Genomic DNA, 20,857 nt, shown 5'->3' with positions numbered 1-20,857 from the left:
GAAGCAATCCAGAATGCCTCCGCGGCAACGGTCTGGATTGCTTCGTCGCTTCGCTCCTCGCAATGACAGTTCAACATTGAGACTTATCCAATCATCACGCCTTGATCGGGGCGACGTCGATCCAGCGCCGCTCCTTCCAGCTCTTCAGTGCGCATTCGGCGAGCTGCACGCCCTTGGCGCCTTCGAGCAGCGTGAACTTGTAGGGCGCATCCTCGTAGACGTGGCGGATGAACATCTCCCACTGCTCTTTGAAGCCGTTGTCGTAGCTGACATTGTCGGGCACTCTCTGCCAGTCGCCATAGAAATCGTGCAGCCGCTTCTCGTCGGGATTCCACACCGGCCTCGGGGTTGCCTGCCGCGCCTGGATCATGCAGTCGGTGAGGCCCGCGACCGCCGAGCCGAGCGTGCCGTCGACCTGGAAGGTGACGAGGTCGTCGCGATAGACGCGCGTCACCCAGGACATGTTGATGTGGGCGATGATGCCGCCTTCGAGCTGGAAGGTGGCGTAGGCGGAATCGTCCGCCGTCGCCTTGTATTTCGTGCCTTGCTCGTCGAAACGCTCGGGGATGTCGGTGTTGCCGATGCAGCTCACGCTCTGGACGTTGCCGAAGAGGTTGTCGAGCACGTAGCGCCAGTGGCAGACCATGTCGAGGATGATGCCGCCGCCGTCCTCGCTGCGGTAATTCCAGGACGGCCGCTGCGCCTCCTGCCAGCCGCCTTCGAACACCCAATAGCCGAACTCGCCGCGCACCGAGAGGATGCGGCCGAAAAAGCCGGAATCGCGCAGGAAGGCGATCTTCTTCAGGCCGGGCAGGAACAGCTTGTCCTGCACCGTGCCGTGCTTGACGCCCTTGGCGTTCGCAAGCTTCACGACCTCGAGGGCTTCCTCGAAATTGGTCGCGATCGGCTTCTCGCAATAGACGTGCTTGCCGGCGTTGATGGCCTGAGTGAGCAGACCGGGGCGCGCCTGCGTGGTCGCGGCGTCGAAGAACATGGTGTCGTTCTTGTCGGCGAGCGCGGCATCGAGGTCGGTGGTCCAGCGCGTGATGTTGAAGCGCCTGGCGAGCGCCTCGACCTTGTCGGCACTGCGGCCGACCAGGATCGGGTCGGGCATGATTCGGTCGCCGTTCTTCAGGCGAACGCCGCCCTGGTCGCGGATCGCCACGATCGAGCGGATCAGATGCTGGTTGAGCCCCATGCGGCCGGTGACGCCGTTCATGATGAGGCCGAGGCGTTGGGTGGTCATGCCGGATACTCCTGAAGTGATGTCGGCTGTTCGAGCGGGCGGAGCGCCGACCAGTCCGGATGGACCGACGTCGCAAAGCCCGCTGCATGAAGCGATCCCGTCAGGAGATCGCCGTCGTGAATACAGAGCCGGATGCCCTGCCCGGCATCGGCGTAGAGATCGGGATGCGCATGGGCGAAAGCTTGCGCTTCAGCGGCGGGCGTCTCGCCAAAGCCGTCGACATAGTGATGGCCGTTGCGTTCGGCATGGGTGACGCCGAGGAAGGCGCCGAGGGCGAGGTCCTGCTGCACCGCAAGTCCGGCCTGGCAGGTGAGGTCTTCGCCGGTGACGAAGAACCTCTCGCCGTCCACGCTCCATTTCTCGGCGCGCGTCGCGTTGACGACCGACTTGTAGAGGCCCTTGCAGGACTTCGAGGAGATGCCGCGATAGCCGAGCGCCCGCGCTGCCGGGAACGCATCGTAGGAATCGTCCGCTTCGTCGATGATGAAACCGCGATCTGCCAGTGCGCCGAGCGGCGATTGCCGCGTGATGTCGCGCGGCATCGGCTGCTCGACATAGAGCAGGCGCGAAGCAATCGTGCGCAGCGCGTCGTCGTGATCGAGCCGGTCGATCAGCGCTTGCAACGCCGCAAGGTCGGCATACTGCTCGTTGGCGTCGAGCGTCACCTTGTAGTCGTAACCCAGCGTATCGAGTTCCTTGCCGATCCGTGCGAGCCGCGCCGCGTCGGCAGCGGGATCGCCCGACAGCTTGAGCTTGAAGTAGCGTGCACCAACGTTCTCGTGCCGATCGGCAACGCCGCCCTCGCCTTCAACGACATCGTCAAGCCCGACCGTATGCCTGATGGCAACACGCTGCAGCGGCACCCGACCGGAGAGAAACGTCCTGATCTCCCTCTCGCCCAGGTCGGGAGCAAGCCGGGCATCGATGCCGGCGACGTTGGCAGCCATCCCGTCGAAGAAGCTGGTCTCAACGCCGCGCAGCAGCGCATCGAGGATCGCCTTGTCGATCTCCGCCGGGCCGTAGGCCGCGGCAAGCGACGGAATGTTCTGCTTCGCGCAGGTTGCGACCTGGGCCCCGATGCAGGAGGCATGCAGATCGAACGCGGTCTGGTATCCGGTGCGCGCCAGATAGAGCCCGCGCGCGATCTCCAGCGAGCGGCGCAAACCATCGACCGTCTGCGCCGGCGACAGCTCCGGCCGTTTGTCGAACCATTTCGGCACCAGCAGCTCGGCGCTGGCACCGACGGCAACGCCCCTGCCCTCCACCTCGATCTCGACCCGCACGAACAGCTGCGGCGTCGCGTTGATCGTGATCGCGCCGAAACGGAACGGCCGCGCGAATGGCACGGGCCGTTCGAAGAAAGCGATGTCTCGCAGCTTCAGGCGGGGGGACATGGTGCTACAACGATATGAGGTGGACTTGGTGCGAGCAGTATGGCCGCGGTCGACTCGCCTCTCCCGCTTGCGGGAGAGGTCGGCGCGCGAAGCGCGGCGGGTGAGGGTTCTATCCTCTTAGGGAGTCTTGCCAGCGGAGACACCCTCTCCCCAACCCTCCCCCGCAAGCGGGGGAGGGAGCGCACCGCGCTTGATGCGATCATTGAAAATCCCATCGCCCTAATCCAGCGCACCTTGCGAGAAGAAATGCTTGCGGATGCGCTGCACGAGCTCGGTGAAGACAGGATCAGCCATCACGTCGAGCGAGCGCGGGCGCGGCAGCGGCACGTCGTAGATCGCGGCGATCGCGCCGGGACGCTCGGTCATCACAAGCACGCGGTCGGCGAGAAACACGGCCTCCGGAATCGAATGCGTGATCAAGAGCACCGTCTTCCTGGTCTCGCGCTGGATTCGCATCAGCTCGACATTCATGCGTTCGCGCGTCAGCGCATCGAGCGCGCCGAACGGCTCGTCCATCAGCATGATCCTGGGATCATGCACCAGCGCGCGGCAGATCGAAGCGCGCTGCTGCATACCGCCGGAGAGCTGCCAGGGTAGCTTCTTCTCGAAGCCTTCGAGCCCGACCAGTTTCAACAGCTCCTTGGCGCGAGGGAGATATTTGTCCCGCGGCAGCCGCTTCATGTCGATCGGCAGCATCACGTTGCCCAGGATGTTGCGCCAGGGCAGCAGCAGCGCGTTCTGAAACACGATTCCGACATTGCCGTGCGGTGTCGTCACCTTCTCGCCCTCGACCAGGATCTCGCCCGATGTCGGCGGCAGCAATCCCGAGATCAGCTTGAGCAGCGTGGACTTGCCGCAGCCGCTTGGCCCGACCACGACGAAGAACTCGCCGTCGTGGATGTCGAAGTCGAGCGGCCGCAGCGACGGCACGTCGCCGTCGCGCGTGCGGTAGGTCTTGGAGACGCCGGACAGCTTGATGCCGGATGCATCGCCGGCGCGGTCGTTCACCAGGCGCAGATGTGCGGACGGCTGCATGTCGATGGGTTTCGTCGCAGGATTCATCGCAGGCTTCTCCACCCGTCGTCCCTGCGAACGCAGGGACCCATACGCCGTGCCGGCGCGTTCCGGCACGCGGGTAGAGACCTTCCGTAACCATCACAGCCGGGGGCTATGGGTCCCTGCGTTCGCAGGGACGACAGCAGAGATTGATCGCTCACGACCCGCTCTTCGGCAGATAATCGTTGGTGTAGAACGCCTTCGGGTTGTCCTTGGCCTTGGCGTCGAGACCGCCATATTCGACCATCAGATTGACGGAGTCCGTCATGTTCTGGTCGGTGACCTGGAACGGACGCTTGCCCTTGGTCTCCGTGGTCCGATAGAGCGGAATGGTCAGCTCGAAACCTTGCGTCAGCGTGTCGATCTTGCCGCCCTTGGGGTTGGCATCGAGGATCGATTGCGCCGCCGCCTTCGGCTCCTTCTCGGCGGCTTCGACCGCTTTCGTGGTCGCCGACATGAAGCGGCGCACGAGGTCGGCATTGGCCTTCACGTAATCGGTGTTGGCGATGATGCCTGACGACACCATGTTGATGCCGTAGTCGGCGAACTTGATCGGATAGACGTCCTTGCCGGTGGCGTCCTTGATCTTCATCGACTGATCCATGACGTAGCCGAGCAAGAGGTCAGCCTGGCCGTTGATGACGGCGTTGAGCTTGGTCTGGCCGTCGCCGGCAACGGTCTTGAAATCGCTCTCCTTCAGGCCGGTCTTCTTCAGGAACAGCGGCCAGATCTGGGTCATGGAATCCGCCGGCGTGATCGCCACCGTCTTGCCCTTGATGTCTTCCGGCTTCCTGATGTTCTTGTCGGCGAAGCCCATGGCGGACATCGGCGAGGTCTGCAGCAGCACGCCGGTCGCAACCACGGGCGCCCCCTTGATGGCGGCGCGCATCATGGTGGGGACGTCGACATAGCCGAAATCGGCGGTCTTGGCCGCGACGGCCTGGGTGGTGGCGGCCGAGCCGCGGCCTTCCTGGATCTCGAGGTCGATGCCCTCGGCCGCATAGATGCCCTTGGCCTTGCCGTAATAGAACGGCGCGTGCTCGCCATAGACGTACCAGTTCAACATCAGCACGACCTTGTCGGCCGCCTGCGCCGGCATGGCCGCAAGAACCATCAGCACCGCCGAGACAGCCCCAATCAACCGCTTCATCGTTTCTCTCCCTTGCCGTCTGTTACGTCGGCCATTGGTGGCCGTTCGTTGTCTTAGTCAGGATGCAAAGATCACGTCCTCGCGCTGGCTGACATGCCAGGGAATGACCAGCTTCTCGATGCGGTCCACGATCCAGAACAGGACCACGCCGAGCAGCGCGAGGATCACGAGCGCCGCGAACATCGTCGGCAGGTCGAACGTGCCGATCGAGCGCTGCATGACGTAGCCGATGCCGGAATTGGAGCCGACGAACTCGCCGACGACGGCGCCGACCACGGCGAGCGTCACCGAGACCTTGAGGCCAGAAAAAATCGCCGGCAGCGCATGCGGCAGGTTCACCGCGCGAAACACCTGGAAACGGCTGCCCTGCATGGCGCGGGCGAGATCGACCATGTCGGGGTCGACCGATTTGAAGCCCTGCACGGCGGAGACGACCACGGGAAAGAAGCCGAGCAGGAACGCCGAGATCACCTTCGGAATGATGCCGAAGCCGAACCAGACCACGAACAGCGGCGCGATCGCGATCTTCGGCACGGATTGAGAGAACACCAGTAGCGGATAGACGTAGCTCTCCACCGTCTTCGAGCCGGCGATCAGCATCGCGACGGGGATGCCGAACAGCGCCGACAGCAGGAAGCCGCACACGGTCGCGTAGGTGGTCGGCCAGGACTGGCGCAGCAGTTCCGGCCACTCGGTCCGCAGCACGGCAACGACATCGAGCGGCGACGGGATCTGGTAGGCGGGAATCCTGAACAGCCGGATGGCCAGATCCCAGGCGACGACGATGAAGACCAGGAACAAGAACGGCCGAACCCAGGCTGCATTCAGCAGCTTGGAAACAGCGTTTTGCGGCTTCGGCTCGGCCAATTTTCACTCCCGGCAGTCTTCTTCGTTGTGGCGAGAAATTAACCCGTTGGATAAATACTGTCCAGAGCTTTCCCTGTGACGTTTTGTGCGGGGGGTCCGGGGGCTCCTCTCGTGTCCCGGACGCGCTGCAGCGTGCAACGCTGCTGCGCAGAGCCGGGACCCAGAGTCGTCGTGCTCGGCCGTGACATGGGCCCCGGCTCTGCAGCGCACCGCGAAGACGCGCTGCGCTGCGTCCGGGGCACGAGAGCGCCCCACCCTCGCTGTCGCGAAGGCGGGGAATCCAGTACGTGGCGGCTTCGCGCTCAATCACAACCGCTTCTGGAATACTGGATTGCCCGCCTCCGCGGACAATGACAGCGGAGGATCAGGAAACGGGGGATGCCAAATCCGCCGACGCTGGAATGCTTGGCTACGCCGTATGCGCCACGGCAGCGCGCGACTTCGGTGCCTTTGCGATCTCGAACAGGGCCACGGACTGTCCCGTCAGCGCAGCCAGCACGAGGCCCACCATGTGTGCGAGCCGCTCGTCCTTGGCCTTCTTGTCCAAGAGATCGCGGCCGAAGATCACGCTGAGCGTCGCCGAGTTGGAGAGGTAGAAGAAGCTGAGCGCCGCGATCGAGATGTAGAGCTGCACCGGATCGACCGCGACCTGGAAGTCGCCGGATTCGACGCCGCGCCGCACCACGGTGCGGATCATCTCGACGAAGGGCGAATGCATCGACTTGACCTTGGTCGACTTCTTCAGGTGCTTGGCGCGCGCGAGGTTCTCGGTCTGGAGCAGCGACAGGAATTCCGGATTGCGCAGGAAGTAGTTCCAGGTGAACTCGATCAGCCGCCTGATCGCCTCGGGCGGATCGAGATGCTCGAGGTCGAGCCCCCGCTCCTCGCTGCGGATCTTGTCATAGGCGCCTTCGAGCACCGCCAGGTAGAGCTCGTCCTTGTTGCCGACGTGGTAGTACAGCATGCGCTTGTTGGCGCCGGCCTTGGCCGCGATGCGGTCGACCCGCGCGCCGGCAAGACCATGGGCGGAAAACTCCTGCTTGGCGGCTTCGAGAATGCGCAGCCGCATCCCCTCGGGGTCGCGCTGCCATTTCAGAGTTCGCTTTGCCTTCGCCAAACCGGTGCTCGCTGGGTGGTCCATCGCATGTATCATGCGGGCGAGCATTTGAGAACGATCTCGTGCCCGGACGCCGTTTCGTAGGGTGGGCAAAGGCGCACTTGCGCCGTGCCCACGTCTTCTCTCAACAAGCCGCAAAGACGTGGGCACGCTTCGCTTTGCCCACCCTACTGGAGCCTCCTACTCCACCGGCTTCGGCGAGCGCTCCAGCAGCACGGTCTGCACGCCGCAGGTGCCGCTCCGCACCGTCATGATCCGCGTGCCCGGCTTGCGGCCGTTGCGCACCTCGCTGAGGTCGAGGCCGGCCGCGATCAGGCGGGCGCGGGTGGCGTCGATGTCGGCGACGCGCCAGCTCAGGCCCCACAGACGGTCATGCGCGAGGTCGCTGCCGGCGACGGGCCGGCGGACCACCTCGACGATGAGGTCGCCGCAGCGGAAGAACATCAGTTGGCCCCAATCCTGGTGCGAGCGGTCGAGCGCCAGATCGAGGCCGAGCCGCGCGCCGTAGAGTGCGGCGGCCCGTTCGGAATCCTCGGTGGTGACCACGACGTGGTCGAGCGCGTCGATCGGCGCGATGTCGGTCGCCGGGGAAAGCGGACGCTCGTCAGCCAGCTCGAGGAAGAACATGCGCACGCCGCGCGTGAGCTCCGTGGCGGCGCGTGTGCGCTTCCAGTGCAGGACGTTGCCTGTTTCGGTGTCGCTGCTCTCGACCTCGGTGACCGGATCCGGGTTCAAGGCCACCCGCTCCAGCCGGCGGTGCATCCGGCTCATGTCTGCGACACGGAAGCACAGGCTGGCGAGCATCCCCTCCTGGTCATCGAGCAGTGCCCGCATGCGATCCGCCGTCACGCTAAAGCCGCTCGGCGCCATCAACTCGATCGTCATGTTCGCGAGGGTGAACAGCACGCGATCGGCGCCCTCGCCCGCGTTCTGCCAGGCCGGCGCGCGGGCGAGCAGCGTCTGGTAGGCCGCCTTGGCCGCCCCGATGTCCCTCACCAGAACGACGACGTGATCGAGGCCGGTGATCATTTCTTCTTCCTCTGATCGCCCCTTTCATGGCCCTGGAACCCATGGGCCGAAACACGGCGTTTGTCCGGGCTTGGCATTGCCCGGTGATGGTCGTATTCCCTGACCATGCTGACCTCAAGCGCTTCGGGCGGCAGTTTTGCGAATAATTTCAGCGTCCCGCCGGAGCGGAACCGGTGCTACAGTAAGCGCACCGGCCGGGACCACAAGCGCATGACGGACAGGCAATGCAGGCTCTCTTCATCGGACAGACCTATATCGACGTCGTCTTCATCACCGACCACATGCCGAGCGGCGACGAAAAGCACGTCGCCTCGGACTACGCGGTCTCCTTCGGAGGCAACGCCGTGACGGCGGCGTTCTGCTGCGCCAAGCTCGGCATCGTGCCGGATCTCATCGCGACGGTGGCCAATGACTGGCTGGGACGCATGTTCCAGGACATGTGCGCGAAATACGCGATCTCGCTGCACGGGCGGAAGGTCAACCAATCCTCGCTTTCCTTCATCATGCCCAAGGACGGCAAGCGCGCCATCGTCCGCTGCCGCGACGACGAGCACATCCACCCCTTTCCGATGCTCAACCTCGGCGGCTGCCGCGCGCTGCATGTCGACGGCCACCAGCCGGATGCGGCGATCCACTACGCCAAGGTCTGCCGCGAGGCCGGCATCCTGACCTCGCTCGACGGCGGCGGCCTGCGCACCAACACCCACGAGCTCCTGGAATTCATCGACGTCGCCATCGTCGCCGAGCGCCTGTGCGAGCAGATGGACCTGACGCCCGAGAAGATGCTCGACTACCTCAAGAGCCGCGGCTGCAAGATCGGCGGCGTCACCATGGGCGAGAAGGGCCTCTTCTGGTACGACGAGACCGGAACGGTGCAGGTGATGCCGGCGATGCCGATCCCGCGCGAGCGCGTGATCGATACCAACGGCGCCGGCGACGTCTTCCACGGCGCCTATGTGTATTCCTACCTCGCCCATCCCGGCAAAAGCTGGCGCGAGCACTTTGACTTCGCGCGCGCCGCCTCGACCTTCAAGATCCAGCGCCTCGGCAACGAGGCCGGCCTGCCAACGCTGGTCGACATCGCCAAGGTCAGGCACGAGTTCGAGGTCAGGGTCTAGATTGAGATGGGACGCGTCTTCGTTGCGGGCAGCATCAACATGGATGTGGTGGCGACGGCCGATCGCCATCCGAAGGTCGGAGAGACCGTCGCGGGCCGGCAGGTGCTGTACTTTCCGGGCGGAAAAGGCGCCAACCAGGCCGTTGCAGCGTCACGGCTCGGCGCCGGGACGACGTTGATCGGGCGGCTGGGGAAGGATTCGTTCGGGGCCGAGCTGAGGACCTTCCTCGGCGACCAAGGCATCGATCTCGGCTATGTCGTGGAGACGGCCGAGGCGCACACCGGGACCGCGATCATCACGGTGGCGGAGGCCGATAACACCATCGTCGTCGTTCCCGGGGCGAACGGGCTGGTCGGCGCTGAGGACGTCGAGGTGGTGCCGCTGCTGAAGGGCGACGTCGCGGTCAGCCAGTTCGAGATTCCGCTGCCGACGATTGCTGCATTCTTCTGGCGCGCGCGTGAGGCCGGCGCCGTGACTGTCTTGAACCCTGCGCCGGCGCAGAAGATGCCGGGCGAGCTGCTGGCGCTGGTCGACATCCTCGTGCTGAACGAGACCGAGCTCGGTTTCCTCGGGGACAGCGAGCTGTCGGACGACGATGAGGCCGCAAGGATCATCGACGTCGCGCGAAAACTTCAGGCGCGTCAGGATCAGACCATCTGCGTCACGCTCGGCAAGCGCGGCGTGCTTGCGCTTGCCGGGCGCGAGGAGATCACCGTGCCGGGGCGCGCCGTGAAGGCGGTCGACACCACCGGCGCCGGCGACTGCTTTGTCGGCGCGCTCGCCGCAGAGCTCGCTGACGACGTGCCTTTGCGCGCCGCCCTCGCCTTCGCCAATGCCGCCGCCTCGATCAGCGTGCAGCGGATGGGCGCGGGGCCGTCGATGCCGACGGCCGCGGAGGTGAAGGCTGTTCTCGGTGCCTCCTGATTACGCCAGCGCGCTCTTCAGGTCGAAGCTTTCGTCCGCGGCCTGCTGCGGCGTGATCGAGCGGTCCATGGCCTGCAGGCGGCGGCCGAACATGTGATCGCCGGCGCGGTTGATCGATTCGATGCCGAGCAGCCTGTCGCCCTTGTAGCAGAACGCCGAGAACGCCTTGTTCGCGGGGCTACCGCGCAGCACGACGCGGTCATAGCCGGTGGTCAGCCCCGCGATCTGAAGCTTGTCGTCGCCCTGGTCGCTCCAGAACCAGGGATGGCCGTCATAAGGCTTCTTGTCACCGGTCAGCCGCGCCGCGAGACAGCGGGCGTGGTCGGTGGCGTTCTGCACCGATTCCAGTCGCAGCGATCCGCCGAAGCGCGGGCTTGCGAACAGCGCGCAATCGCCGATCGCGGAGATGTCTGGATCGGCCGTCGCAAGATATTCGTCGACGATGATGCCGGCCGCGACCGGCAGCCCCGCCTCCGCCGCGAGCTCGATGTTCGGCAGCACGCCGACGCCGACCACGACGAGGTCGGCGGGCAAATGCCGTCCGTCGCTCAACGACACGCCGGTGACCTTGCCGCCCTCCGCCTCGATCGAGGTCGCCTGGACGCCAAGATGGATGCGGATGCCGGCCTCGCGATGGCGCTCTTGAAAATACTCCGACACCTCCGCCGTCACCGCCCGCGCCATCACGCGCGGGGCGAGCTCGAGCACGTCGACCTCGAGGCCCTTGATCCGCGCGGTGGCGGCGAATTCGAGGCCGATGAAGCCGGCGCCGATGATCACGGCGCGCGTCTTCGAAGGCATGATCGCCCGCAGCGCCTCGCTCTCGTCGAGGATGCGCAGATATTTCACGTCGGGCAGGTTGGCGTTGGGCAGATCCAGCAGCCGGTTGCGCGCGCCGGTCGCCAGCACGAGATGGCCGTAGCCAAGCGCTTCGCCGGAGGCGAGATGCACTTTGTGCCCGGCTCGGTCGATCGAGGCCGCGCGGCCGGCGATCAGCTCGATGTTCTGGTCGTGGTAGAACTTTTCGGGGCGGAACATCAGGCTCTCGGGACCGGCCGAGCCCTTGATGTAAGCCTTTGACAGCGGCGGTCGCTGATAGGGCAGATGCGCCTCGTCGTTGATCAGGCAGACGCGGCCGGAAAAGCCGGCCTGGCGCAGCGATGCCGCGACCTGGTAGCCGCCATGGCCGGCACCAACGATGATCACCGGACCGTCGCTCATTGGACAGCCCATTTCCCGAAGACACGAGCGCGACCCATGCCATCTCCTCTCGCTGATTCTGGTTGCTGACCTTACGAGGAGCCGGCGCTCGTGTCCGTCCCTTGGAAAAGGCTGCCCATTTGAGCCTATCGTTTGGCCCAGTGCAAGAGCAGCAGGCGGGGATTGTCACCCCTCGGCTTCTGCGATTTAGTTGCAGCAATTACCTCATGCCGGGGATTTCAAGAATGCCAGCTCCCGTTTCAAAGCCCGACGATCCTGCCCTGCTCAAGGTCGACGGCCCGATCGCGACCATCACGCTCAACCGCCCTGCCGCATACAACTCGATCAACCTCGCGATTGCGCAGAAGCTCGAGCAGCTCGCGGCCTATATCGAGGGCGACGACGCCATCAAGGTCTTGGTGATCGAAGGCGAAGGCCGCGCCTTCTCGGCCGGCGGCGATCTGCAGACGATCGGGGCGGCCGCCGAGGCCGGCACCGTGACGCCGGTCGTCGGCGAGCTCCTGAAGCACTATCATGCCTTCATCGAGATCATAAGGCGCATGCCGAAGATCTCGCTGTCGAGCGTGCACGGCTCGGCCGCCGGTGCCGGCATGGGCCTCGCCTTCGTCACCGATCTCTGCATCGCCGCCGATGACGCCAAGTTCACGCCGGCCTATGCCAAGATCGGCGTGTCGCCGGACGGCGGCTCCACGGTCGGCATCGTCGGCACGGTCGGCTCGCGCCGCGCGCTGCAGATCTTCCTCTCCGAGGACAATTTCACCGCGCAGCAGGCCCATGAATGGGGCCTGGTCGCCAAGGTCGTCGCCGCCGCGGAGCTGAAGGCGGCGACGCGACAGCTCGCCGAGCGTCTGGCGCAGAACCCGCCGGCTGCGATATCAGGCACCAAGCAGCTGGTCTATCAGGCCGCGACCACGCCGGTGAAGCAGCAGCTCGATGCCGAGGAGCACAAGATCATCATGGCGATGAACACCGAGGACTTCCGCACCGCCGTGAAGAAGTTCACCAGCAAGGGCAAGTAGCGCCGCGCTCGCTCAACCCTTCACGGGGCCAGTCCTCTGCATGAAGTCGAAATCGCAGCCCTCGTCGGCCTGCATGATGGTCTCGTTGAACAGCCAGGCGTAGCCGCGGCGTGCTTCCTCCGGCGCAGCAATCGGCTTCAGGGCGGCGCGGCGGCGCTCGAGCTCGGCCGCATCGACCAGAAGCTCGATGCTGCGCCTGGCGACGTCCAGGCTGATCATGTCGCCGTTCTGCACCAGGGCGAGCGGCCCGCCCACGGCGGATTCCGGGGTGATGTGCAGAACGATGGTGCCGAACGCAGTGCCGCTCATGCGCGCATCCGAGATGCGCACCATATCCTTGGTGCCGCCGCGCGCGAGCTTCTTCGGGATCGGCAGATAGCCGGCCTCGGGCATGCCCGGCGCACCCTTCGGGCCGGCATTGCGCAGCACCAGCACGTCATCGGCGGTGACATCGAGATCGGGATCGTCGACCCGCAAGGTCATGTCCTCGACGGATTCGAACACCACCGCGCGCCCGGTATGCTTGAGCAGCTTCGGGCTCGCCGCCGATTGCTTGATGACCGCGCCGCGCGGCGCGAGGTTGCCGTGCAGCACGGCGAGGCCGCCCTCCTTCTTGATCGGATTGTCGCGCGAACGGATCGCGTCCTGCCCGGGCACGTCCTCGGCATTCGCCACGACATCGCGCAGCGTCTGGCCGGAGATCGTCCTGGCATCGAGATCGACGAGGTCGCCGAGCTGCGCCAGCAGCTTCGGCACGCCGCCGGCGTGATGGAAATGCTCCATATAGTGCTCGCCGGACGGCTTGAGATCGACGAGCACCGGCACCTCGCGTCCGATCCGGTCGAAGACCTCGAGATCGAGCCGGTGCGGCGAGCGATGCGCCATCGCGGTCAGATGGATCAGGCCGTTGGTCGAGCCGCCGATCGCCTGAAGCACCACCTGCGCATTCCTGAACGAGGCCGGCGTCAGCAGCTCGCTCGGCTTCGGCCCCTTCGTCTTGGCCATCTCGGCGGCAACCCGCCCGCTCGCCTCGGCGAGACGGAAGCGCTCGGCATGCGGCGCCGGAATTGTCGCGCTCATCGGCAGCGACAGGCCCATGGCTTCGATCATGGAGGCCATGGTGGAGGCCGTGCCCATCACCATGCAGGTGCCGATCGACGGCGCCAGACGCCCGTTCACCGCCTCGATCTCGGAATCGTCCATCTCGCCGGCGCGATATTTCGCCCAGAGACGGCGGCAATCGGTGCAGGCGCCCAGCACCTCGCCCTTGTGATGGCCGACCACCATGGGGCCGACCGGAATCACCACGGTCGGCAGGTCGGCGCTGATCGCCGCCATCACCTGCGCCGGCAGCGTCTTGTCGCAGCCGCCGATCACGATCACCGCATCCATCGGCTGGGCGCGGATCATCTCCTCGGTATCCATTGCCATCAGGTTGCGCAGATACATCGAGGTCGGATGCGCAAAGCTCTCGGCGATCGAGATCGTCGGAAACACGAACGGCATCGCACCGGACAGCATCACACCGCGCTTGGCGGCTTCGATGATCTGCGGAACGTTGCCGTGGCAGGGATTGTAGTCGCTATAGGTGTTGGTGATGCCGACGATCGGGCGCTCCAGCGCGTCGTCGGAATAGCCCATCGCCTTGATGAACGCCTTGCGCAGGAACAGCGAGAAGCCGGCATCGCCGTAGCTCGTCAGACCCTTGCGCAAGCCACTCGTCATCAGGTCGCTCCCTTCAGCTTTTGTCGTGGTGGTAAGGCCGGCCCCCTGATTGTCAATAACGCGAGTTGCAGGCCTGACGTTTGGTTTCCGGGCGCTTCTGAGCATCGGACGGCCCTGCCGCATTTGGCGGCGCCCGAACGCGCACGGAATCTCCCGCTTTCAGCCTCTCCCGGCGTGGATTTACACCCGCCCCGCGCCCCAATCGAAGTGAATTGAACGCAACTAAGAATGATTAGCAAGTAGTTGCGCGCCCGGCCATTCTGTGGAATCTTTATTGCGAATGACTTGCAATCGCAGGCGCTTCGCGTGAACCAAGCTCCTTGCGTCGATCGGTCCCCTTGGTTCGCGTGGGTTGGTGGATGTCGTGCTGGGAAGATCGAGCTTCAGGGTTGCAATGGCGGCCGCAATTGTCGTCGCCGGTCAGCTGGCGAGTTGCGTTTCCGCCTCTGCCGACGACGGTCCAGGTGGCCTCGCCTATGCAGCTCCCTCCCCTGGCCTCGGCGCCAACAAGCTGGCGGGCGGGTTGCCGTCGGCCCACGCGGAGATCGACACCGAGCACATTTTCGGCTTCAGCATGGGCTCCGATATCGGCAAGACCGGCGATATCGAGATCGAGTTCGAGAATGTCGGCGCGTTCGGAAAACGTTCAGGCACTTACGCAGCCTGGGCCAATCTCAATCAGGTCAAATACACGGTGTCGGATAACTTCCGGATCGCACCCGGATTTTCGCTGAGCGGGCAGCACATCAAGGGCGTGCCGGGACTTGCCGATCATCGGGACATCGCTTTCAGCGGTGGAGCGCTCGAGCTGCGCTACAAGCTGCTCGACCGCACCGTCGCGCCGTTCGGGCTGACCCTCCACGCGCAGCCCGGCTGGAGCCGGATCGACGACGGCAGCGGCATGCATATCGCACAATATGGCGCGGAGTTTGCCGCGCTGTTCGATCGCGAGCTGGTCAAGGACAGGCTGTTTGCGGCCTTCAACGTCTGGTACGGGACCGGCGGAACCCGCGAGATCTCGACCAATCTCTGGCGACACGATTCCGAGATGCAGCTCCAGGCGGCGATCTCGTACGCGGTACAGCCCGAACTCGTGTTCGGCCTCGGCGTACGCTACGCGCGGGCCTATGACGGCGGCGGACTCGACCGTTTCCTCGGCGATGCCGTGTTCGCCGGCCCGACCTTCTCCTACAGCATCTCGAAGGAAGTCGGCATCTCCGGGACATGGCAGATGCAAGTTGCAGGCAAGGCGATCGGCGACAACCGCAGCCTCAACCTGGAGCAGTTCGAACGGCACCAGGCGTTGCTGAGGATCAACCTGCATTTCTGATGTCGGGCTGCGCGAACGGCGTGGACGGTCGCTAGGCAGCGCGTCCGCTCGTTCGGATATCAGCCTCGCGCCGCAAAGCCGCGCATTCGGCCCCGTATTTCCGCGAGCCGAGTTCGCTGGCCAGGAGCTGAGCTGCGTGAATTTCCGCCGAAGCGCCTCGAACGTCATCATGCGCCAATTGCAGCTTCGCGATGCGGAGCCTCAGCCTGACGGCCTGCACTCGCCCGTCGATACTCGACCATAGCTGCCGGGCCAGATGAAGATGCCGCAGCGCAGAGTCGTAATCGTCGCGCGCATGGGCGAGGACCGATTGCGCCTCGTTCGTCAATGCCCGGATCGACGGCATCGGCCACCGGTCGGGACTTCCGGAGAGTTCCTCGATCAGCTCCAATGCCTGCTCACGACGGCCCGTGTGCGCGGCGGCAAGCGCCAGGTGCGCGAACAGAATTCCTCGCCGTTGCAGGGTCCACCAGGTCTTTCCGATCAAACTACGTTCGAGGCTGGCGTAGGCGGCTTCAGCCTCGCCACGTTCCAGCAGCAGCATGGCGCGGCCCGGTTCCGGGCACCAGCCGCGCGCGTAAGCCTTCTCATAGGCTTCGAGCGCGTCGTCGTCGTTACCGATCGCCGCGTGAACGTCGCCAAGCACGCGGTTGGCGTCGCCGATCGCCCAAGGTGCATCGCCGGTGAGCCGTGCCAGCGAGTCCTGAATGCGGGACAAGGCTTCGCCGAGCGAGCCCCTGACGCCGAGAACCTCGGACCGATGAAGCTGGCAGGAACCGGTCAATTCCATCCCGCTCTCGGTGCAGTATTTCTGATAGCCCAGCGTCCACTGGTCGGCCCTCGCCCAATCTCCGAACATCCGCGCCGCCCACAGGATGTTGCAGTAGAGGATGCCTCCGACAATGGGATCGATATCGCCGCTGGAGAGCGCCATCGCAGCGGCGAGGTCCTGGTCCGCCAGTCCTGCGCGTGTATCGCCCAGACACAGCCGGTAGAACCCGCGATAAGCAAGACTCAGCGCCTCGATGCCAACAGCGTCCTTGTGGCGGACCGTGCTGTAGGCGATGTCGGCAAGTGAAAGCGCCTGTTCAGGCTCGCCGTCGAACGCGGCGACCTTCGACTTCATCCAGAGAATTAACGCAGTCGTGGCGGGATCCTCGATCTCGCAGGCCCAATCCTCCGCTTGGGCCAGCCAGCCCTTGGCAATCGCCGCCTGGCCGCGCTCGAAATGCAAACCGGAGAGTGTGACGGCGTCGGTGACGGCGAGCGGCACGTTCCCGGCCCTTGCGTGGACGGCAACTGCACGGGCCAAGAGAGGCAGAGCCGCATCGGCCCTGCCGGTGCACTGCAAGGCCAGCGCCCATTGGCGCAAGTCGGTGCCCTCGAGCGGTTGGACGGTATCGGCCGCCTCGAACAGCGCTGCGGCTTTGTCCCAGGCCTGCGCGGCAACGGCGCGCTGTGCTTGCACCCGCAGGTCCGGGGCTTGCTCTTCGATCGTCCCGGGAGCAGCAACCTGCAGCTGCGATACGCCCTCGATGCAGAAACGATATCCCCTGCCCGGCATGTTCCGGATGACGCTATCCATCCCACCTTTGCGGAGCACGCCACGCAGCATGCTTACTGCCCGTTGCAGGGAATTGTCGGTGACCGTTACGTCAGGCCAGAGGGTATCGAGCAGCTCTTCCTTGGTGACGACTCGGTCCCGGTTACGCGTCAGGTAGACCAGCAGATCGAACACGCGGGGCTGTAACGCGACTTCCCGCTGCGCGTGAAGAAGCGCGCGGCCCGCTTCGTCGAGCTCGAAGGGTCCAAACCTGAGGGTCATATCGGTGTGTCTGGGAGAGACGGAAAAGGTTCAGACAAGGATCAGGCAATGATCAGGCGCCGGTAAGGACGATCAGCGCCGGCGGCGCCTATAGCTCCTCACGGCCATCGGTCACGACCAACCGACCGGCAGCATCAACCCCGAGGAGACGTCTTATGGAACTCTATGTCATTCGCCGCCCAAGCGCCTGGGCAAATCTGAGCGAACTGGAAGCCGCGGGCGCGAAGTCCGCGCGGATCGGCAACGAGCAGATGTCCGACCGCGTTCGCTGGATTCGCAGCTATGTGGTCCATGAGGCCGACGGCCGCATCGGTACCTTCTGCATCTATGAAGCCACCGATGGGGAGTCGATCCGCGAGCATGCACGGCGCGTCGGCATGCCGGGCGAGGAATTCTACAAGGTCGCCACGACGGTGGTCGTCCGCAACGACCCCACACCGCAGACAGCAGCTGCCGAATAGCGGATCAGCGGCGGGCGCCGTCATCGTACTCGATTCCGTGAAAGGAAAGGAAATGTCCATTCAGTCTCAGGCGCCGCCCGCACTGAGCCCTTCGCAGCGATATCTCGCCGGCATCCTGCTGCGGCTGCGTCGACTGATCAATCAGTCTGTCGCCAGCATGCTGGCGAACCGCGAGAAGGCCGCAATGCAGTTCGCGAAGGGTTGCCGATTCGGGCCACGCCCCGAACTCAAGCGATAGAACGGGTCGAGACGCGCTTCACCATCAAGGGATCTGCGAGTCCCAGCAACAGTTTCAATTCAAGGAAGTAGTCATGAAATCTTTCCTCCAATCCGACGCTCCTGAAGCCAAGTCCTGCAAATTCAGGCATCTCAAACAGGGAAACTTCAAAACCAGAACCGCCGCGTTGGCGATCGTGACGTTCGGGGCCGTCACGCTGTCGATTGTTCTGGCTTCGGCCGCAACGACGTTCGACGATCCTCATGCAGAAGGCGCGAGCGGCGCAACGGTCCAGAAACGCCTCGGCAGATGCAAGGCTCCGACGCTCCCGCCCCCCTTTGCAATGTGATGAAGGCAACAGTGGCACGCCCCTAAATCAGCCATTCCATCCCCTCCGCGAAACTGGAAACTCCATCATGTCCATCACCATGCATAACGGACCCGCTCAATCGGCAAGTTCGCTCGCGGCACGAAGCTTCGTGCTCGGCTACGGCGTCCTCGCGTATCTCATCTTCTTCGGGACTTTTCTCTACGCGGTCGGCTTCATTTCGCAGCTCATCGTGCCAAAGACGATCGACAGCGGTGTGGCCGGCTCGACCGCACAGGCCCTCTTGATCAACCTCGCGCTGATGTCCCTGTTTGCCGTCCAACACAGCGGCATGGCTCGCCATGGCTTCAAGAAGTTGTTCGCCGCGTTTGCTTCACCCGCGCTCGAACGCAGCACCTACGTGCTGCTGGCAAGCCTGAGCCTGATCCTGCTGTTCTGGCAGTGGCGGCCGATCACGTCCATCGTTTGGGCATTCGAGACGCCGATTGCCGTATACGCCGCTGTCGCTGGCAGCTTCGCCGGCTGGCTCATCGTACTGTACAGCACGTTCCTGATCAGCCATTTCGAACTGTTCGGACTGACCCAAGTCGTCAGCCACTTTGCAGGTCGGCTCGCCGAGCCAATGAAGTTCAAGACGCCGGGCCTCTATCGCCTGATCCGGCATCCCATCTATCTCGGCTTCATCATCGCGTTCTGGTCGACACCCACCATGACACTCGGCCACCTGCTGTTCGCGACGGTGACGACGGTCTACATCTTCGTCGGCATCTGGTTGGAGGAGCGCGACCTGGTCACCCTGTTCGGAGATCAGTACCGGCACTACAGGGAGAAGGTCGCGATGTTGATTCCGGGCCTGTTCTGATCCGGCGCGAGCATGGGGTTTGAGCGGCCGAGCAAGGCTTCGGCCGCTCAAAACCATGTCGAGCGCGCTTCTCTACCGTTTCATCCAATCAATGATCCTGCCCGGGTCGGCGTCGAACTCCATGCTGCAGAACGTGCCGCCCTGGAAGTAATCGCCGACCGGATCCGGCTTGAGCTTGGCCTGCTCGGCCATGGCGTGCTCGCGGAAATCCTCGGCGCGTCCGGTGGGGCGATAGCCGAATTCGTAGGCGCGGTGGTTGTCCCACCAGGCGCGCTCGTTGAAAGAAGCGCCGTAGAAGATTTCGAAATGGATGTCGGGATGCTCGAGCCCGATGCGGCAGAGCTGCACGAGGTCGTCGGGCTTGAGCCAGATCGAGAGCCGGCGCTGGTCGAGCGGCATGTCGCCAAAATTGCCGATGCGCAGGCACGTCACCTTCATCCCGTGCTTGTCGGCATAGAGCGCGCCGAAGGCCTCGCCGAACACCTTGCTGACGCCGTAGCGGCTATCGGGCCGCGCAGTGACGTCGGTGCCGATCCTGTGGTGGCGCGGATAGAAGCCGACGGCGTGGTTCGACGAGGCGAACACCACGCGCTTGACGCCCTTGCGGTAAGCCGCCTCGAACAAATTGTAGCCGCCGATGATGTTGGCCTGGAGGATCTGCTCCCAGCTGCCTTCGACCGAATGGCCGCCGAAATGGAGGATACCGTCGACGCCCTCGCAGATCGCCTCGCATTGCGCGAGATCGGCAAGGTCCGCCGCCTTGAACTTCTCGTTCGCACCGAGATCCGCGGGCGGCTTGATGTCGGAGAGCAGCAGATCCGGATAGATCGGCGGCAGCAGTTTTCGCAGGCTGGTGCCGATTCCGCCTGCAGCTCCCGTCATCAAAATACGCGGCATGTCTTCCTCGCCTGTGGTGTCCGAATTGCGGTCAGGTGTCTCCAATGATAGCAGGATTGTCCAGAGGGAACGAAACGAGAGAACCGACATGAATGAGGCATCGTCCCACACCCAGGAACGGCCGGGCTGGCGGCCGGCGAGCTACTATCCCGATCCGGCCATCCACGCGCTCGATCCCCGCTTCGAAAAATACTGGCTGAAACTGTCGGCGGTGGAGCGGCTCACGACCGGCCTGCGCTGGGCCGAAGGACCGGTGTGGTTTGGTGACGGGCGCTATCTCCTCTGCAGCGACATCCCGAACCAGCACATCATCAAATGGGAGGAGGAGACCGGCGCCGTCAGCGTGTTCCGCAAACCGTCCAATTTCGCCAACGGCAACACGCGCGATCGCCAGGGCCGGCTCGTCACCTGCGAGCATGGCGGGCGCCGCGTGACCCGCACCGAATATGACGGCAGCATCACGGTGCTGATGGATCAATTCAACGGCAAGCGGCTGAACTCGCCGAACGATGTCGTCGTCAAATCGGATGGTTCGATCTGGTTCACCGATCCGACCTTCGGCCTGCTCGGCAATTACGAGGGCTACAAGGCCGAGCCCGAGATCGAGCCGAACGTCTACCGGCTCGATCCCGCGACCGGCAAGGCGACCATCGTCGCCGAGGGCGTGCTCGGGCCGAACGGGCTGTGCTTCTCGCCGGACGAGACGATCCTCTACGTGGTGGAATCGCGCGGCGTGCCGAACCGCAAGATCCTCGCCTATGACGTGTCGGCCGACGGCACGACGATCTCGAACAAGCGCGTCCATATCGACGCCGGGCCGGGCACGCCCGACGGCATGCGCTGCGACATCGACGGCAACCTCTGGTGCGGCTGGGGCATGGGCGATCCCGAGCTCGACGGCGTCGTGGTGTTCGCGCCCGACGGCGTCATGATCGGCCGCATCGCACTGCCCGAACGCTGCGCCAACGTCTGCTTCGGCGGCCTCAAGCGCAACCGCCTGTTCATGGCGGCGAGCCAGTCGATCTACGCGCTGTACGTGAACACGCAGGGAGCTGTGGGAGGATAGGCTCC

At 64.5% G+C, this 20,857-nt stretch carries 20 protein-coding genes; 9 read left to right on the top strand and 11 right to left on the bottom strand.

The features are described from left to right. Positions 1-94: 94 nt before the first annotated feature. From DCM79_RS28165 to DCM79_RS28135, 7 genes are all read right to left on the bottom strand, one after another. Complete coding sequence (locus DCM79_RS28165) at positions 95-1,246, bottom strand: Gfo/Idh/MocA family protein (protein ID WP_257177337.1); 1,152 nt, start codon at positions 1,244-1,246, stop codon at positions 95-97. Next, positions 1,243-2,640, bottom strand: coding sequence for a hypothetical protein (locus tag DCM79_RS28160; protein ID WP_257177336.1), 1,398 nt, complete (start codon positions 2,638-2,640; stop codon positions 1,243-1,245). Before DCM79_RS28160 ends, DCM79_RS28165 begins: the two co-directional genes overlap by 4 nt. Before the next feature lie 219 nt (positions 2,641-2,859). Further along, entirely contained in the window at positions 2,860-3,702 is an 843-nt protein-coding gene (locus tag DCM79_RS28155; RefSeq protein WP_257177335.1) for an ABC transporter ATP-binding protein, read from the bottom strand. Between the two features lie 151 nt (positions 3,703-3,853). Further along, positions 3,854-4,846: an ABC transporter substrate-binding protein gene (locus DCM79_RS28150; protein WP_257177334.1), complete on the bottom strand. Its 993-nt coding sequence runs from the start codon at positions 4,844-4,846 to the stop codon at positions 3,854-3,856. Between the two features lie 57 nt (positions 4,847-4,903). Continuing rightward, on the bottom strand, positions 4,904-5,713 hold the full coding sequence (locus tag DCM79_RS28145) for an ABC transporter permease (protein WP_135162343.1): 810 nt from the start codon (positions 5,711-5,713) through the stop codon (positions 4,904-4,906). Between the two features lie 409 nt (positions 5,714-6,122). Beyond that, positions 6,123-6,854: a TetR/AcrR family transcriptional regulator gene (locus DCM79_RS28140; protein ID WP_257177333.1), complete on the bottom strand. Its 732-nt coding sequence runs from the start codon at positions 6,852-6,854 to the stop codon at positions 6,123-6,125. A gap of 156 nt (positions 6,855-7,010) precedes the next feature. Next, entirely contained in the window at positions 7,011-7,859 is an 849-nt protein-coding gene (locus tag DCM79_RS28135) for a VOC family protein (RefSeq protein ID WP_257177332.1), read from the bottom strand. Between the two features lie 224 nt (positions 7,860-8,083). Here DCM79_RS28135 and DCM79_RS28130 point away from each other — a divergent pair, with 224 nt between their 5' ends. Together DCM79_RS28130 and DCM79_RS28125 are read left to right on the top strand one after the other, a co-directional pair. Further along, positions 8,084-8,977 (top strand): sugar kinase, encoded by an 894-nt coding sequence (locus DCM79_RS28130; RefSeq protein ID WP_257177331.1) that lies wholly within the window; start codon positions 8,084-8,086, stop codon positions 8,975-8,977. 6 nt (positions 8,978-8,983) lie between these two features. Next, the gene (locus tag DCM79_RS28125; RefSeq protein WP_257177330.1) at positions 8,984-9,901 is read left to right on the top strand and encodes a ribokinase; all 918 of its coding nucleotides are present in this window, start codon (positions 8,984-8,986) and stop codon (positions 9,899-9,901) included. On the opposite strand, the gene DCM79_RS28120 is transcribed toward DCM79_RS28125, so the two are convergent. Then, positions 9,902-11,122 (bottom strand): NAD(P)/FAD-dependent oxidoreductase, encoded by a 1,221-nt coding sequence (locus DCM79_RS28120; protein WP_257177329.1) that lies wholly within the window; start codon positions 11,120-11,122, stop codon positions 9,902-9,904. A gap of 224 nt (positions 11,123-11,346) precedes the next feature. Here DCM79_RS28120 and DCM79_RS28115 point away from each other — a divergent pair, with 224 nt between their 5' ends. Continuing rightward, a complete protein-coding gene (locus DCM79_RS28115; protein WP_257177328.1) occupies positions 11,347-12,141 on the top strand; it encodes an enoyl-CoA hydratase/isomerase family protein in 795 nt (264 codons plus the stop codon). A gap of 12 nt (positions 12,142-12,153) precedes the next feature. Here DCM79_RS28115 and DCM79_RS28110 read toward each other — a convergent pair whose 3' ends face one another. Beyond that, positions 12,154-13,866 (bottom strand): IlvD/Edd family dehydratase, encoded by a 1,713-nt coding sequence (locus DCM79_RS28110; protein WP_257177327.1) that lies wholly within the window; start codon positions 13,864-13,866, stop codon positions 12,154-12,156. Positions 13,867-14,260: 394 nt separating this feature from the next. Between DCM79_RS28110 and DCM79_RS28105 the strand changes: the two genes are divergently transcribed. Continuing rightward, positions 14,261-15,196, top strand: a complete 936-nt coding sequence (locus DCM79_RS28105; protein WP_257177326.1) for a hypothetical protein — start codon at positions 14,261-14,263, stop codon at positions 15,194-15,196. A 31-nt stretch (positions 15,197-15,227) separates the two neighbouring features. Here DCM79_RS28105 and DCM79_RS28100 read toward each other — a convergent pair whose 3' ends face one another. Next, positions 15,228-17,021 (bottom strand): transcriptional regulator, encoded by a 1,794-nt coding sequence (locus DCM79_RS28100; protein ID WP_257177325.1) that lies wholly within the window; start codon positions 17,019-17,021, stop codon positions 15,228-15,230. Between the two features lie 155 nt (positions 17,022-17,176). On the opposite strand from DCM79_RS28100, the gene DCM79_RS28095 reads away from it, so the two are divergent. The 4 genes from DCM79_RS28095 to mddA all read left to right on the top strand — a co-directional run bounded on the left by DCM79_RS28095 (position 17,177) and on the right by mddA (position 18,889). After that, entirely contained in the window at positions 17,177-17,482 is a 306-nt protein-coding gene (locus tag DCM79_RS28095) for a DUF4242 domain-containing protein (RefSeq protein ID WP_257177324.1), read from the top strand. A gap of 52 nt (positions 17,483-17,534) precedes the next feature. Further along, positions 17,535-17,720 (top strand): hypothetical protein, encoded by a 186-nt coding sequence (locus DCM79_RS28090; RefSeq protein WP_257177323.1) that lies wholly within the window; start codon positions 17,535-17,537, stop codon positions 17,718-17,720. Between the two features lie 73 nt (positions 17,721-17,793). Beyond that, positions 17,794-18,048, top strand: a complete 255-nt coding sequence (locus tag DCM79_RS28085; protein WP_257177322.1) for a hypothetical protein — start codon at positions 17,794-17,796, stop codon at positions 18,046-18,048. A 79-nt stretch (positions 18,049-18,127) separates the two neighbouring features. Further along, positions 18,128-18,889, top strand: coding sequence for a methanethiol S-methyltransferase (mddA, locus tag DCM79_RS28080; RefSeq protein ID WP_257180869.1), 762 nt, complete (start codon positions 18,128-18,130; stop codon positions 18,887-18,889). Between the two features lie 72 nt (positions 18,890-18,961). Here the strand turns inward: mddA and DCM79_RS28075 are convergent, their stop codons facing one another. Continuing rightward, a complete protein-coding gene (locus tag DCM79_RS28075) occupies positions 18,962-19,786 on the bottom strand; it encodes an NAD(P)-dependent oxidoreductase (RefSeq protein ID WP_257177321.1) in 825 nt (274 codons plus the stop codon). An 88-nt stretch (positions 19,787-19,874) separates the two neighbouring features. On the opposite strand from DCM79_RS28075, the gene DCM79_RS28070 reads away from it, so the two are divergent. After that, entirely contained in the window at positions 19,875-20,852 is a 978-nt protein-coding gene (locus DCM79_RS28070) for an SMP-30/gluconolactonase/LRE family protein (RefSeq protein ID WP_257177320.1), read from the top strand. Positions 20,853-20,857 lie beyond the last annotated feature (5 nt).

It is taken from the genome of Bradyrhizobium sp. WBOS07, assembly GCF_024585165.1.
GTDB lineage: Bacteria > Pseudomonadota > Alphaproteobacteria > Rhizobiales > Xanthobacteraceae > Bradyrhizobium > Bradyrhizobium japonicum_B.
This window is presented reverse-complemented; position numbering and strand designations above follow the sequence as displayed.

Bases quoted from the DNA above. Each gene is read 5' to 3' on its own strand.
- DCM79_RS28165 (WP_257177337.1), bottom strand. From the start codon at position 1,246: ATGACCACCCAACGCCTCGGCCTCATCATGAACGGCGTCACCGGCCGC.
- DCM79_RS28160 (WP_257177336.1), bottom strand. From the start codon at position 2,640: ATGTCCCCCCGCCTGAAGCTGCGAGACATCGCTTTCTTCGAACGGCCC.
- DCM79_RS28155 (WP_257177335.1), bottom strand. From the start codon at position 3,702: ATGAATCCTGCGACGAAACCCATCGACATGCAGCCGTCCGCACATCTG.
- DCM79_RS28150 (WP_257177334.1), bottom strand. From the start codon at position 4,846: ATGAAGCGGTTGATTGGGGCTGTCTCGGCGGTGCTGATGGTTCTTGCG.
- DCM79_RS28140 (WP_257177333.1), bottom strand. From the start codon at position 6,854: ATGGACCACCCAGCGAGCACCGGTTTGGCGAAGGCAAAGCGAACTCTG.
- DCM79_RS28135 (WP_257177332.1), bottom strand. From the start codon at position 7,859: ATGATCACCGGCCTCGATCACGTCGTCGTTCTGGTGAGGGACATCGGG.
- DCM79_RS28130 (WP_257177331.1), top strand. From the start codon at position 8,084: ATGCAGGCTCTCTTCATCGGACAGACCTATATCGACGTCGTCTTCATC.
- DCM79_RS28125 (WP_257177330.1), top strand. From the start codon at position 8,984: ATGGGACGCGTCTTCGTTGCGGGCAGCATCAACATGGATGTGGTGGCG.
- DCM79_RS28120 (WP_257177329.1), bottom strand. From the start codon at position 11,122: ATGAGCGACGGTCCGGTGATCATCGTTGGTGCCGGCCATGGCGGCTAC.
- DCM79_RS28115 (WP_257177328.1), top strand. From the start codon at position 11,347: ATGCCAGCTCCCGTTTCAAAGCCCGACGATCCTGCCCTGCTCAAGGTC.
- DCM79_RS28110 (WP_257177327.1), bottom strand. From the start codon at position 13,866: ATGACGAGTGGCTTGCGCAAGGGTCTGACGAGCTACGGCGATGCCGGC.
- DCM79_RS28105 (WP_257177326.1), top strand. From the start codon at position 14,261: ATGGCGGCCGCAATTGTCGTCGCCGGTCAGCTGGCGAGTTGCGTTTCC.
- DCM79_RS28100 (WP_257177325.1), bottom strand. From the start codon at position 17,021: ATGACCCTCAGGTTTGGACCCTTCGAGCTCGACGAAGCGGGCCGCGCG.
- DCM79_RS28095 (WP_257177324.1), top strand. From the start codon at position 17,177: ATGGAACTCTATGTCATTCGCCGCCCAAGCGCCTGGGCAAATCTGAGC.
- DCM79_RS28090 (WP_257177323.1), top strand. From the start codon at position 17,535: ATGTCCATTCAGTCTCAGGCGCCGCCCGCACTGAGCCCTTCGCAGCGA.
- DCM79_RS28085 (WP_257177322.1), top strand. From the start codon at position 17,794: ATGAAATCTTTCCTCCAATCCGACGCTCCTGAAGCCAAGTCCTGCAAA.
- mddA (WP_257180869.1), top strand. From the start codon at position 18,128: ATGCATAACGGACCCGCTCAATCGGCAAGTTCGCTCGCGGCACGAAGC.
- DCM79_RS28075 (WP_257177321.1), bottom strand. From the start codon at position 19,786: ATGCCGCGTATTTTGATGACGGGAGCTGCAGGCGGAATCGGCACCAGC.
- DCM79_RS28070 (WP_257177320.1), top strand. From the start codon at position 19,875: ATGAATGAGGCATCGTCCCACACCCAGGAACGGCCGGGCTGGCGGCCG.